Annotated in this window: 8 protein-coding genes; 3 read left to right on the top strand and 5 right to left on the bottom strand. The window is 40.0% G+C overall.

Annotated elements, in window-relative coordinates; genetic code table 11:
• The first annotated feature begins 220 nt into the window (after window positions 1–220).
• On the top strand, window positions 221–817 hold the full coding sequence (locus AAC155_RS19235) for a gp53-like domain-containing protein (RefSeq protein ID WP_228901497.1): 597 nt from the start codon (window positions 221–223) through the stop codon (window positions 815–817).
• Window positions 818–1,030: 213 nt separating this feature from the next.
• Window positions 1,031–1,558, top strand: coding sequence for a tRNA adenosine(34) deaminase TadA (gene tadA, locus AAC155_RS19230; RefSeq protein WP_113043759.1), 528 nt, complete (start codon window positions 1,031–1,033; stop codon window positions 1,556–1,558).
• Here the strand turns inward: tadA and AAC155_RS19225 are convergent.
• Both AAC155_RS19225 and mltF read right to left on the bottom strand, forming a co-directional pair.
• The gene (locus AAC155_RS19225; RefSeq protein WP_113043758.1) at window positions 1,547–3,853 is read right to left on the bottom strand and encodes an Orn/Lys/Arg decarboxylase N-terminal domain-containing protein; all 2,307 of its coding nucleotides are present in this window, start codon (window positions 3,851–3,853) and stop codon (window positions 1,547–1,549) included. The two genes, tadA and AAC155_RS19225, sit on opposite strands and share 12 nt — an antisense overlap.
• Window positions 3,854–3,984: 131 nt before the next feature.
• Window positions 3,985–5,400: a membrane-bound lytic murein transglycosylase MltF gene (mltF, locus tag AAC155_RS19220; RefSeq protein WP_113043757.1), complete on the bottom strand. Its 1,416-nt coding sequence runs from the start codon at window positions 5,398–5,400 to the stop codon at window positions 3,985–3,987.
• 266 nt (window positions 5,401–5,666) lie between these two features.
• On the opposite strand from mltF, the gene purL reads away from it, so the two are divergent.
• The gene (purL, locus tag AAC155_RS19215; RefSeq protein ID WP_113043777.1) at window positions 5,667–9,554 is read left to right on the top strand and encodes a phosphoribosylformylglycinamidine synthase; all 3,888 of its coding nucleotides are present in this window, start codon (window positions 5,667–5,669) and stop codon (window positions 9,552–9,554) included.
• A 470-nt stretch (window positions 9,555–10,024) separates the two neighbouring features.
• On the opposite strand, the gene AAC155_RS19210 is transcribed toward purL, so the two are convergent.
• From AAC155_RS19210 to AAC155_RS19200, 3 genes are all read right to left on the bottom strand, one after another.
• Complete coding sequence (locus AAC155_RS19210) at window positions 10,025–11,821, bottom strand: flavin monoamine oxidase family protein (protein ID WP_113043756.1); 1,797 nt, start codon at window positions 11,819–11,821, stop codon at window positions 10,025–10,027.
• A 26-nt stretch (window positions 11,822–11,847) separates the two neighbouring features.
• Window positions 11,848–13,014: an FAD-dependent oxidoreductase gene (locus AAC155_RS19205; protein ID WP_113043755.1), complete on the bottom strand. Its 1,167-nt coding sequence runs from the start codon at window positions 13,012–13,014 to the stop codon at window positions 11,848–11,850.
• A gap of 178 nt (window positions 13,015–13,192) precedes the next feature.
• The gene (locus tag AAC155_RS19200; RefSeq protein ID WP_113043754.1) at window positions 13,193–13,792 is read right to left on the bottom strand and encodes a short chain dehydrogenase; all 600 of its coding nucleotides are present in this window, start codon (window positions 13,790–13,792) and stop codon (window positions 13,193–13,195) included.
• Between the last annotated feature and the right edge of the window lie 400 nt (window positions 13,793–14,192).

The raw sequence follows: 14,192 nt of genomic DNA, 5'->3' as shown, positions 1-14,192 counted from the left end.
CTCACAGAAATGTGGGCTATTTTTTTGTTTTTGCGGATATATGTAATGCTATTATTGCTGAGGTGGTGTTGGTTTATTTTGCTATATTTTCTTTAATAACATAATGATTAAAATAGATTCATTTCTTGTTTTTACATTGATGTTATCTTTGTGTTTGAAAATTTCTATGTAAATAAGTTTTTATTGAATGAAAACTATTATTTTTTTGTAAGGTGGATAAATGAGTAATAAGAATGATTTTAAAGCATTTTCTATTGGTAATAACGCTCATGTAGTCAGTCAAGAAAGATACGAAGAAAGTCAGAATTTACAAACTGGGTTTCCTCCAGAAAGTATTACTACTCATGTGTTAAATAAGGCATTACGACAATCATCAACAATAGCCTCTGTCGTGGCTAATTTTATGTCCACGCAGTGTGGAAAGGATGTTTTGGATAATGGTGATTTGGCAACACTTAATAAGACTTTTGCTGATTCATTAGAGTGTCACGCGAACAAAAAATTCCCCGGTAGTTTATCTCATAATGGTTATCAACAACTGCCGGGTGGATTAATACTTCAATGGGGAAGACATAATTTTACGCCATTAGCGATAAACAAAGTTATTTTACCAACACCGTTTAAGCATGGTTGTCTGAAGGTTTTTATGTCACCTGTTGGTGATTGGATATTTCCGATGTCAGCAGCACCTAACGGGACATTGAATACTTTTAACTCCTGGGTTGCTGCGCGAACGGTTAACGCTTATGGAAGTGAAATTAAGTTATCTGCTAATGATACTTATGTATATGGAGATTATTTCGCAATCGGTTATTAATTAATAATTGAAAAATAAAAATAAGCCGAATTTATTTCGGCTTTATTTGTTTTATTTTAAAATACATTATGTGAATTGATTTTGGCTATATTACAGTGACAGAAAGTAGATAAAATGGTCTCCGATATATTTTCAATGGAATGATAAGTAAATATATCTGGAAAATAGGTAAAACAAATCGTTATAATTGTCCCTGATGTAATCAAATGAGATATGGCAGTGATTGAAATCTATAGTGACGAATATTGGATGCAGCAGGCGATAGAACGAGCAATGAAAGCGCAAGAGCAGGGGGAAATACCTGTTGGTGCTCTATTGGTTGCTGATAATAAAATCATCTCGGAAGGTTGGAATCAGTCTATTATCGCGCATGATCCTACCGCTCATGCTGAAATTATTGCGTTACGCAAAGGGGGAGAGCAGTTACAAAATTATCGTTTGATAAATACCACCTTATACGTCACGCTTGAGCCTTGCACTATGTGCGCTGGTGCTATAATACATAGCCGAATACAGCGGCTGGTTTATGGCGCCAGTGATATGAAAACTGGCGCCGTAGGTTCTTTGGTTGATATATTGCGCCATCCTGGCATGAATCATCAAATTGATATTACCAGTGGCGTGCTTGCTGAGGAATGTTCGACGATGTTGAGTGCTTTTTTCAAACAACGTCGGCTGCAACATAAGGCATTAAAAGCCGCCAGAAAACAGCAGGAAGAAAATCAAGATTCACTCTTTTAGTACCCATATATGGTATTCGCCGTTTATCATCTCTGCGCCTTCCAGAATTTTTTCAAAGCCGGGGAACTTGTTATTCCATTCACCGAGTTGGCGAATATATTGTAACCGTGGGGCATGTTCATCACCAAAACGTTCTCCCGGTAGGATTATGGGTATACCTGGTGGATAAGGAATGACACTTACAGCAGATATGCGCCCTGCTAGTTTATTAAGTGGTATATGTTCAGTGCGGCCTCCCATATGATCAAGGTGTGCTTGTCGGGGGAGTTTCACTATCTCAGGTAATTGGCTAAATGATTTCTTTTGCTCAATATCTATTTCATATTCTTTTATATACCCGAATATTTTATCCGAAATATCTTTGAGCCCCATATTTTCATAATATTCAGGGTATTGCTTCGCGAGTTTTGGCAAACATTGTTTAAGTGAAGTATTAGCGTCATAGTGTTTCTTGAAATTCAACAATACATTGATCAATGTTCCCCATTTACCTTTGGTGACGCCAATAGAAAACAGGCAAAGAACGATAAAATCGGTGGTACGTGCCGGCACAATATCATGCTGACTGAGATAAGCGGAAAGAATTTCGGCTGGAATGCCATTTTCCAGCAATTCATCATTATCATTCATTCCTGGGCATAAAATACCGACTTTTGTTGGATCTAGCAGGCACCATTCTTCTGATAGATTGGTAAATCCATGCCATTTGTCTCCCTCTTTTAATACCCAACAGGCAGGATCTGTTGCCAATTGTTCTCTGTTTGCCTCATGGAAGGGAATTAATTTACCGCTATCTGCGCTGATAATCTCTCTGGCATTCCAGGGTAAGAAGAACCAATCATCTTTTTGTTTAAATTGATGATGGGTTTTTGCTAATGTCAGACGGAAGTCTACGGCTTCATTAATCGCGTTTTGTATCAGTCTTTGCCCCTGCGGGCCATCCATCATGGCCGCTCCAATTTCATTAGTGGCGATAAGCGAATATAGCGGTGAGGTTGTGGAGTGCATCATATAAGACTCGTTGAAACGGGAATGTTCAACGGGTTTTTTACCATTGCGGATATGGATATAGGATGATTGTGATAGCGCTGCCAACATCTTATGCGTGGATTGAGTGGCAAATATTGTCGGGCCATTATTGTCAAAATCATTTGGGTCATCACGCATTGAGTAACGATGTTTATACATAGGATTAAAACGCGCATAAGCAAACCAGGCCTCATCAAAATGAATTTGATCAACACTTTTTGCTAGTAAATCTTGGGCTTGTTCTGCGTGATAACATATTCCATCATAAGTACAGTTGGTGATGACCGCATAAACAGGCTTATTGTCTATCGCGATCGCTTTTAATGGGTGTTGATCAATGAGTTGTTGGATATATTCTGGTTGAAATTGATCTCTGGGAATGGGGCCAATAATACCATAGCGGTTGCGTTGAGGAATAAGATATACGGGCAAAGCGCCAGTCATGATTAAACCTTGTCCAATAGATTTATGGCAATTGCGATCGCATATAACAATCTCTTTCTCACCAATAATGGCACCCATGATAATACGGTTAGAACCCGAAGTGCCGTTAAGAACGCAATAGCTTTGATGGGCACCAAAAATCGTTGCGGCATATTCTTCTGATTCTTTAATTGCACCTGTATGATCTAGCAGTGATCCAAGTATTTTTCTTTCTATGCCAATATCACTTCGGAATAAATTTTCCCCAAAGAAATTAATTAATTCTCTTCCTACCGCTGTCTTAGTCAGTGCAACACCGCCTTGATGCCCAGGAGCAGTCCAGGAATATTCTGGTGATTCTTGGGTGTATTGAAGTAATGCACGAGTGAAAGGCGGTAATAATTGAGCATAATATTTCTTAATTAGCGAACTGGCGCGAGAGGCGATAAATCCAGCCGTGTCTTCAAGCATCCAGACGAATTCATTTGCCAATCCCATGACTTCAAGTGTCAGTGTGTCGATGCTGGAATATTCCGCGGTCAACAATACCGGAATGGTTGTATTGTGTCTGCGTATTTCTTTCAGTAATTCTAAGACTTGTTTATGAGATTCATAGTTATTATCTCCTGAAGTCCAATCAACAAAAATACAGCATAGTGAGGAGTCAGAAGAAACGGTAGCGATGCCATCTTGGAATGTAGCAGCCAGAATAACAGCGAAATTGTTCTTTTTTAATGCTTCTATTAACTCTGTAAAAGCACGACCATTCGCTGTCGTCGGGCTAAATACATGGCTGCTGACGACCATAATTTTGTTTTGTTCGTTAATGTCTAAATTAATCATGATTTATCCTTTGAGAGAGATAGTGTCCTGACGAATTTAGTATGGTTAGCTGAATTAGCTGTCAAACATAATATAACTGAGGATATATAATGGCTGTAATTGACTCCTTAGGGCCTTATATTTGTTTACTTTTATTTTGGTTGGTTTTCTTGGGGAATTAATTTTTTCCGGTTTTCTTTGGCCTGTAAATATCCGACTAAACTAAGCTGATAACGGCGAATATTTTCAATATAGCGATAAGCTTCATGTCCACGGGCATAGCCATAGGTGGTATTTGTATAATATTTTTTCTGGCTTAATAGTGGAATCCGTTTTTTGACATCGAGCCAGCTATCGGGATTTCCTTTCTGTGATGCCGTCAGTTTGCGGGCATCTAACATATGTCCATAACCCATATTGTAAGCTGCCAGTGCAAACCAGATGCGCTCATCTTTAGGGATATTTTCAGGTAGTCGTTTCATTAGATTTTGCAGATAGATAGCCCCTCCCTTAATACTTTCCTCTGGATCAAGGCGATCAACGACGCCTAACCCTTTAGCCGTCTGGCTGGTTAACATCATCAGGCCACGTACACCCGTGGGTGAGGTTGCCTGTGGGTCCCAATGAGACTCTTGCCAGGCAATGGCAGCGAGGAGTTGCCAACTGATATCACCGGAATATTTTTCAAATAGTGGCCGATAGGTAGGCAGAATATTATCGATGGCACTTAGAAAAGAGAGTGTATCGAAATAATCAAATGAGTGGACGTGACCAAAGTATTTCTCCTCCAATCGTGGCATGACATTTTTTTCCGTTAGCTGGCTGAAAAAATCCAGCATGGCAGCGTAAAGGCTGTAGTCGTCAATGCGTTTTAAATACCATGTCAGTGGGTTATCTTCACTCACATCAAAAGCGACGGCCAAATTAGGGTGAGTACGTTGTTGCAACGCGACATTAATCGAGTCACCTAACGTATAATCCAGTTTACCTTCTGATACCTGTTCCAGTAGTTCACGAGTGTTATATTGCTGTGTCTCTTTCCATTCGAGCTCAGGGAAGGAACTCGCTTTCATTTCTTTCAATGTGCTGACATGAGCAGAACCAGAAGCGACCAGTAGTTTACCTTTTAAGTCTTTAAAAGAGCGGGGGCGTGGAGTTCCTTTGCGATAAATCAGTTGTTGGGATACAGAATAGTAGGCTGGACCTGTGCGGGTTTGATCCAGCCTTTCTTGATGATAAGTCAGGCCGGCGGCCAGAAAATCAGCTTCACCCTTTTCCAGGTCATCAAATAACTGATTGATATTTGTTCTAAATTTGATTTCTAATTTGACGCCAAGGTAATTAGCAAAGCGTTGTACCAGTTCGTAATCAAATCCATTTAGTTCTTTCTTACCGGTAAGATGGATCAGAGGTGAGCTAATGGTGCTGATCCGTAGCTCTCCTCTGGTAATGATCCTGTTAATCTGCTCCTGCTGTTTATTCGGCCAACTGATGTTCAGACTAATGATGGCGGCAGAAAAAAGAGCGATAACAATGATAACGAAATAATTTATTTTTATATTATTCAAATGGTTATCTCTGTATAACGCAGTGTGGTGCTATGTGGAAACGCGCTATATTGTTATGGTTAAATTTCCAGTGATTGAGCATTTTGCGGAACAAAAACGGGCTGTGCAACCTAATTGATACTATTTGCATGATTTGGCGATAGGATAATTGGCTGTAATAATCGTCACGCAAACGGTTTCGTCATGGGTTACAATCCTCTATAATGGCCTCATTTCCCCTTAGGCATCTATTAAGCTTTGCTTCTAAGATGAGAGAATTGATTACTATGAAAATTCTACGTGGTTCACCTGCTTTATCTGCATTTCGTATCACTAAACTCCTTTCTGTGTGCCAAGAACAGCAACTTCCGGTCAATGATATTTATGCGGAATATGTTCATTTTGCAGAGATTAATGCATCTTTGAGTGATGTTGATTCAGCAAAGTTACAACAATTACTAAAATATGGACCTTCGCTGGCTGAACATGAACCCCAAGGTACATTGCTGTTAGTCACACCCCGTCCGGGAACGATTTCCCCTTGGTCTTCCAAAGCAACCGATATTGCTCACAATTGTGGCCTGTCCCAGGTTGTGCGTCTGGAGCGTGGCCTGGCTTATTATATCCAGAGCGATGAAATGAGTGGTGCACAGTGGCAAATATTGTCATCACTGCTGCATGATCGGATGATGGAAACGGTCTTTACTCAATTGGAACAGGCGGAGAAATTATTTTCTCGTCAGCAACCCGTTCCGTTAAAACGTATTGATATTCTGCAAGCAGGACGCAGTGCGTTAGAAACTGCCAATATTGAACTTGGATTGGCGTTGGCCCCGGATGAAATTGATTATCTGATGGAGGCTTTCCAGAAATTAGGGCGCAATCCAACAGATGTTGAACTTTATATGTTTGCTCAGGCTAACTCAGAACATTGCCGTCATAAAATCTTTAATGCTGATTGGATTATTGATGGTCAGACGCAGCCAAAATCGCTGTTCAAAATGATTAAAAACACCTATGAGCAGACACCTGATTATGTCCTGTCAGCCTATAAAGATAATGCCGCTGTGATGGAGGGATCTTCTGTTGGCCGTTTCTTTGCCCGTGCGGAAAATGGTTCATATGATTACCATCAGGAGCAGGCTCATATTCTGATGAAAGTGGAAACGCATAATCACCCGACAGCAATTTCTCCTTGGCCGGGCGCATCGACAGGTTCGGGTGGTGAAATCCGCGACGAAGGGGCGACCGGTCGTGGGGCTAAGCCAAAAGCGGGTCTGGTGGGATTTTCGGTATCCAATTTGCGGATACCGGGTTTTGAACAGCCGTGGGAAGAGGATTTCGGTAAACCGGAGCGTATCGTTAGTGCTCTGGATATCATGATGGAAGGCCCTTTAGGGGGGGCGGCATTTAATAATGAATTTGGTCGTCCGGCTTTGTTGGGTTATTTCCGTACCTATGAAGAAAAAGTCAACAGTCATAACGGCAGCGAATTACGTGGTTATCACAAGCCCATCATGCTGGCAGGTGGGATCGGTAATATCCGAGATGAACATGTCAAAAAGGGTGAAATTTCTGTTGGCGCAAAACTGATTGTGCTTGGTGGCCCATCCATGAATATTGGCTTGGGGGGAGGGGCCGCATCTTCTATGGCATCGGGGCAATCCGATGCTGATCTGGATTTTGCTTCGGTACAACGCGATAACCCGGAAATGGAGCGCCGTTGTCAGGAGGTGATCGATCGCTGTTGGCAGTTAGGCGAAAACAACCCGATTCTGTTTATTCATGATGTGGGTGCTGGTGGGCTTTCCAATGCGATGCCTGAGCTAGTCAGTGATGGTGGTCGCGGTGGACGATTTGAGTTACGTAGAATTCTTAATGATGAGCCGGGAATGAGCCCGCTGGAAGTCTGGTGTAACGAATCACAAGAGCGTTACGTACTGGCTGTTGCGCCGGAACAACTTCCGCTGTTTGAGGCGATTTGTCGACGAGAGCGTGCACCTTACGCCATTATCGGTGAGGCAACAGAGGAACGTCATTTACTGCTTAATGATGAACACTTTGATAATCATCCAATCGATATGCCTTTGGATGTACTGCTAGGTAAAACGCCAAAAATGTTACGTAATGTCAGTACATTAAAAGCGAGGGGTGAAAGCCTTGAGCGTCGGGATATCGATCTGACAGAAGCTGTTAAACGCATTATGCATTTGCCGGCGGTGGCAGAAAAAACCTTCCTGATCACGATAGGCGATCGCTCTGTCACTGGTATGGTTGCTCGTGATCAAATGGTGGGTCCGTGGCAGATCCCTGTTGCGGACTGCGCTGTTACCACCGCCAGCCTTGATAGCTACTATGGCGAAGCGATGTCCATGGGTGAACGTGCGCCGATCGCTTTGCTGGATTTTGCTGCTTCTGCCCGAATGGCGGTCGGTGAAGCTCTGACCAATATCGCTTCTGCTTATATTCAGGACTTAAAGCGCATTAAACTTTCAGCTAACTGGATGTCTGCTGCGGGTCACCCTGGCGAGGATGCTGGTTTGTATGCGGCGGTTAAAGCGGTGGGTGAGGAGTTGTGCCCTGTGCTAGGGCTGACTATTCCGGTGGGTAAAGATTCCATGTCGATGAAAACCCGTTGGCATGACCAAGGTGAAGAGCGTGAGATGACGGCGCCTTTGTCACTGGTGATTACCGCTTTTGCCAGAGTGGAAGATGTCCGCCGTACAGTCACTCCTGAGCTTTCCACTGATGAAAATAATGCGTTGTTATTAATCGATCTGGGGCAAGGAAAGAACACGCTGGGCGGTACAGCATTGGCACAGGTTTACCGTCAACTGGGTAATAAAAACGCGGATGTACGTAGTGCTGAGCAATTGGCGGGTTTCTTCAATGCGATTCAGCAACTGATTTCGGAACAAAAATTACTGGCTTATCACGACCGCTCCGATGGTGGTTTACTGGTAACGTTGGCTGAAATGGCTTTTGCCGGCCATTGTGGCATTGAAGCTGATATCAGTGTATTTGATGAAGATATTCTGGCGGCGCTCTTTACGGAAGAGTTGGGTGCTGTGGTTCAGATTCGAGCATCGGATAGAGGATTTGTTGAAAGCGTTTTGGCAGAACATGGTCTGGCCGATTGCGTACATTATCTGGGTAAAGCCAAAGCAGGTGATGATTTTGTTATCTTTAGCGGCAACACTGAAGTCTATCGCCAGAATCGCAGTACCTTGCGCTTATGGTGGGCAGAAACCACATGGCAAATGCAGCGTCTGCGCGATAACCCGGAATGTGCAGATCAGGAACATCAGGCTAAACAGGATAATCAGGACCCTGGACTGAATGTAAAACTGACTTTTGATGTTTCAGAAGATATTGCAGCGCCTTACATTTTGCAGCAGGTAAGGCCGAAGGTGGCTGTACTGCGTGAACAGGGCGTTAACTCCCATGTTGAAATGGCTGCGGCGTTCCACCGAGCAGGTTTCGAGGCGATTGATGTTCATATGAGTGATTTGTTGTCTGGACGTATTGGATTGAGCCAATTCCAGACACTGGTTGCCTGTGGTGGCTTCTCGTATGGTGACGTGTTGGGGGCGGGTGAAGGTTGGGCGAAATCAATACTGTTCAATGAGCGTGTTCGTGATGAATTTGCCGCTTTCTTTGCACAACCTGATACATTGGCGCTTGGTGTTTGTAATGGTTGTCAGATGATGTCTAACTTGAGGGAGTTGATCCCGGGTGCAGAACATTGGCCACGTTTTGTACGTAACCGTTCAGAGCGCTTTGAAGCACGATTCAGTTTGGTGGAAGTGGCTGACAGCCCGTCACTGTTCTTGCAAGATATGGTTGATTCTCGTATACCGATTGCGGTTTCTCATGGGGAAGGGCAAGTGGAATTCCGAGATAGACAGCATCTTGAGATGCTTGAAAGCAGCCGGTTAGTGGCGCTGCGTTATGTGAATAACTATGGTCAGGTTACGGAAAACTATCCGGCTAACCCAAATGGTTCAGTGAATGGCATTACCGCAGTTACCAGCCTTGATGGCCGGGCAACTGTTATGATGCCTCATCCAGAAAGGGTATCCCGCACGGTGAATAACTCGTGGCATCCAGAGGAGTGGAGCGAAGATGGCCCGTGGATGCGAATTTTCCGTAATGCTCGTAAGCAGTTAGGGTAAGCATCCCAGTGTATAAATTGTGTCAGCCGGTTTTTCCGGCTGACAGTGTTCGTTGGCTTCATTGAGATTTTTCATTCCGTAACTGACGAGAAATCATAATTGAAGCCATTTTTTTATTTATTCCAATTCATTTTGAAACTGTATTTGATTAGTCAAAAAATATTCATTAAATAGAACATACGAAGCATCATAGTCCAATAAATTTCCTATTGGAGGTGATAACTGGATTAATTGACTACATTTTCTAACTTAAAAAAACGAGTCTGAACCTACATGCTTTTGAATTGACTGCTCTTAAACCTATTTAAGGTATATACCGAATGAACTTCAAGATGCTTGAGCTGTCAGATATAAAAACATTTAAATTCAACAACATAATCGTTTTTCAAACATGCACTTTGAAGTATCTTGAGTATATATGCAAAAATAGGACTGTAAGAAATAAAACTCAGTCTATTTTAAACATTGTATTACCATCCTAGGTAATAATCATCAGCCAACCAATGTGGTCTTTTTAAATTAAACCACTCCTGTAAAAGATTTTCCGTCACACAAAACGCTCCTTCTGTCCATCCTTGCTGACTTGAATAAGCTTCTCCAATAATATGAATTGATTCATCGCATATAGGGCGGCGCATATAGGGCATTACTTCATTAACATGGATTCCTGCATGCCAGGCATGATAGCCACCGCCATAAGGATCTTGAGACCAATCTTTAATTCGTGCAATATACGGGGGTGGAATCTTTATACCATGTAGTTCTTCTACTTGGCTTATAGCTTCATCAACTAAGTTTTTAGAAGCTTCATTACCTGGCACGGATATTTGCTCAATTTTTTCTTTCGATACCAATTTAGTAGAATGTGGTTTAAACTTTTGCAGATATTTGTTATCAGGATTTATATCATCAAATTTAAAACTTTGATGATATTTCTGCTGTAGGAGGGGGGTCCAGAAGGTAACTGTACGCATATCGTTATAACTGCCTAAGAACAATGAGTGTGAGTTTTTAGGATCAGTGCCGAAATAATAGCACTGACGTATAGGTAGATCTGTAATTGATTCTCCTGCCGTTGCTCCGAAATCTTTTATCCACCACGGATATTCAAATCCCATTAATAGTTTAAAAGAAGGTTCACTAAATACTGAGTCTATATTGCTTTGTAGTTTATTTTCTTTTGTTTTATCGAAGAAAAAATTCTCCTGATCTAAAAGTTTTAAAGACCATCTTGGCATAGCTAAAATTATCTTGTCAGTATAGACTGTCCAGTAATATTTTCCCTTTTTATTCCAAAAATTAAGAGCATAATTCCTCTTTCCATTTGAATCTTTCTTAAAAGTTACAAGTTGATTTTTCATCCATAACTGAGAGCCTTTAGTTTCATTATAGTTCTTCGCTAACGCATAGGCGAGTTGATCATATCCATTTTCTATGGTTCTGTATTCAACGTTATCTGATGAAAAATCGCCAACCATGTAAGGCATTGCTTCTGCGGCATTCCAATTTATTGTATTTGAGAAATATCCGCCACAATCAGCTAAGAAAGAGTAGCCTTCCTGCCCAATTCGATCTTTTATTAAGTTCCAAAATCCAATTTCTCGGACTTTCATTCCATTATAAGGGCTATTCTTTTTATAGTAAGATAAATTAATTTTTATATCATCCCATTGGCGAGATCTTATCTTGAACTCATAAGTATATTTATTTATTATTTTCACTGAGTCTCCATATTTTTCAATAAACCATGGATCATCTGTTAGGACATCATAAATTATCTTGTTAAATAATTGATTGGGGCTATAACCTTCTTCATCTTTATTGAGATAATAGTGCGTTTTGAATTCTTGGTTATTGTCTTGTGCAATATCCCATGCATTACCTTTAAAGCGTTGTTTACGAAAATAATAGAAATGGTTGTTGGGATTGCCTAATGGGAATGATTTATAATTTAGTAGAAAAATATCTTCGATCAGAGTAGTTGTAATTTTTTGAGAAGTCATGTAGCGCATGCCACCTAATTCTCCAATGATATCTGTCCCTGGTAATTTAATAGAAAGTAGACGACCACCAATACGATCATCCAAATCGAAGATATGAACTGAAGAGGGAGAGTGAATATTATCTGAGAATTCACCTGTCAATAAACGATATCCAGCATATAAGCCAGATACACCGGCTCCTATTATAGCGACATCAATAGATAGTCCATCTTGGCTGTCATCTTTATATGAAATTTGATCCATTTCAATTCTTGAATTAGTCATGTTGGTTTCCTTTTTATATATTAATATTAGATTTTAAATGGAGTTACGTCATAAAATGTATGGCCATTAATAGCTAATTGGGCACATATCTTGCCAAGTAATGGCGTGAATTTAGCACCCCATCCAGAGGTATAAATGACAATATTTGAATGACCTGGTAACGAATCTAAATAGAAAGGTTTGTCATCCTTTGGCATTGCTAACATGCATGTAGATGTAAATTTGGGTTCTGGGTCAAGATATTTCATATGGTTATTAACCCACTGGTTTGTACCTTCAAAATCACTTTTTGTTGGCGGTATTCGTTGCTCTGGACTGTCATAAATTCTGAATGGATAATCTGGCGCTACTCTAATGTAGCTTGGGTTTTTCCAAGGCGCCTCAGGGAACCCATAATATAAGTTACTATTTTTAGCATTAGGTTTCTGGAATGCAAACCATGTTGGATAGTTTATTCCGGGATTTTTTTTACGAAAATATGCAGAAACCATATCCCAGATTTCTAAATTAAGTGTAGTACCCAAAGGCGAGATTAATTTATTGGTATATGGACCAACGGCCATAACGATTTTTTTGCTGTGATATATTTCTTTATTTGTCGTTACAATTACTTCATTACAGCCATCTGATTCAATTTTTGTTACTGAATTGTAATCTTTAAAATGTACTCCATTATTGTGAGAAATATTATAGAGAGTTCTTAAAGTTGCAGGTAAATTAATAATACCACCGTTGGATTGGAAAAATCCGACATAATCATCAGGTATATTTTTAAATTGATACCAAGCTTCAATTTCTTTTGCGGTTAAATATTGATAAGGAATACCCATTCTTTTCATTGTATTAATGGCAGAATTAACTCCTCCTTCGGTTGTTGGGATTGTTGGATCTCCAAACCAAAGGCTACCAACATATGAAATAAGTCTAGTTACTGTTTGTTTTTGGAGTCGTTCCCATTCTGGGACAGAATCAATAACCAATTGGGTCATAAAGTCATTATTGTATTGAAAGCGGAACTGACGGGAAGCTTCTGCGCTACTAGATAATTGATTAAAGAATGAAGATTGCTCTAGGACGAGAACATCTTTTCCGTTTAATGCAGTGTGTCCTCCAAAAAAGGATGTTGCATTATATGCTGTGGAAAGGCCAATCAATCCACCACCAATAACGATTAACTCATATATTTTAGCCATAAACGTACCTTTATTGTAGTGTATACTTTGTAAAATATAGAATATTTACTGCCTATCCTGATGGGAATAACTGGTACAGGCAGTTTGAATACGAGATAACTTAATTTAGCTGTTTGATAGCTAACTAATATAAATATACAATCTTTTAGGACTATATATTAATATTCTTTTTTCCAAATTAATAAACTTCGTAGTTTTGTCCGGTTTGAGCTCCATCGACACTTTTTCTAAAAGCAAGTGCTACACGGCTAGCAGGGACAGCATTAAAGCCTGGGAAAAATGCACCGTATTTATCCAATGATTCCTGTAAGACATTAGGGCTAACGCTATTTATGCGAATTCCCCTTGGCATTTCAATTGCTGAACATTTTACAAATGCCTTGACACCACCATTTGCCATAGCTGCTGATGCCCCTTGTCGGATAGGGTCATCCATTATAATTCCGGTTGTTAAAGTAAAACTTCCACCATCGTTAATATAGTCCATTCCTAACAGTACTAAGTTAATTTGGCCTTTAAGTTTACTGTTTATTCCTATTTCGTTTAACTCTGGAGTTAATTCTGAAACTGATCCAAAATGTGCGCTACCTGTTGCACTGACTACAGCATCAACTTTTCCAATTCTCTCATACATGCTCTTAATACTATCAACGGAAGTGATATCAACTACAGCATCTAAGCCATTTCTTCCGGCACGAATGACTTCGTGATTTTGTTTTAATTCTTCCGAGATTGCTTTTCCTATTGTACCGCTTGCTCCAATAACAATAACTTTCATTTCTGTTTACCTTTTCATAATTAATAAAATTTTCTTAACTATATTGTCGCATAATGAATATTACTTTTAACTCTATATAGGTGGGAACTCTCTAATAATGCTAGAGTATAAAATGAAATTTACAACTCCAATAGTTGAATTAAACAACAGTGCGGGGTGGTATTGTGCAAAATAAGAACAAATTGGGTGTTTTTAATACTTATTTGGGGTGTTTTTAAGGAATTTTTAAGATATTTTTAAATAGTATTCATAAAAATATAGTCTAAGTTGAATGTACATTATATATTTTTGTGGTTGTTTTATCTAAAAAATGTCAAAAAACGGTATTTTTTCTTACTAATTTAAGTTTGAATATATTTTTTACAGAATACCCAAAACACTCTGTCAGAAATTTATAATA

Origin of the sequence: Photorhabdus sp. HUG-39 (assembly GCF_963878365.1) — a bacterium.
In the GTDB taxonomy this organism is placed as follows: Bacteria; Pseudomonadota; Gammaproteobacteria; order Enterobacterales; family Enterobacteriaceae; genus Photorhabdus; species Photorhabdus kayaii.
Note: the sequence above shows the minus strand (reverse complement) of the source record. Positions and strands in the feature narration are given on the sequence as shown.

Excerpts from the sequence above, each read along its gene's own strand:
- AAC155_RS19225 (WP_113043758.1), bottom strand. The coding sequence starts at position 3,853 with ATGATTAATTTAGACATTAACGAACAAAACAAAATTATGGTCGTCAGC.
- purL (WP_113043777.1), top strand. The coding sequence starts at position 5,667 with ATGAAAATTCTACGTGGTTCACCTGCTTTATCTGCATTTCGTATCACT.
- AAC155_RS19210 (WP_113043756.1), bottom strand. The coding sequence starts at position 11,821 with ATGACTAATTCAAGAATTGAAATGGATCAAATTTCATATAAAGATGAC.
- AAC155_RS19200 (WP_113043754.1), bottom strand. The coding sequence starts at position 13,792 with ATGAAAGTTATTGTTATTGGAGCAAGCGGTACAATAGGAAAAGCAATC.
- AAC155_RS19235 (WP_228901497.1), top strand. The coding sequence starts at position 221 with ATGAGTAATAAGAATGATTTTAAAGCATTTTCTATTGGTAATAACGCT.
- AAC155_RS19205 (WP_113043755.1), bottom strand. The coding sequence starts at position 13,014 with ATGGCTAAAATATATGAGTTAATCGTTATTGGTGGTGGATTGATTGGC.
- tadA (WP_113043759.1), top strand. The coding sequence starts at position 1,031 with ATGGCAGTGATTGAAATCTATAGTGACGAATATTGGATGCAGCAGGCG.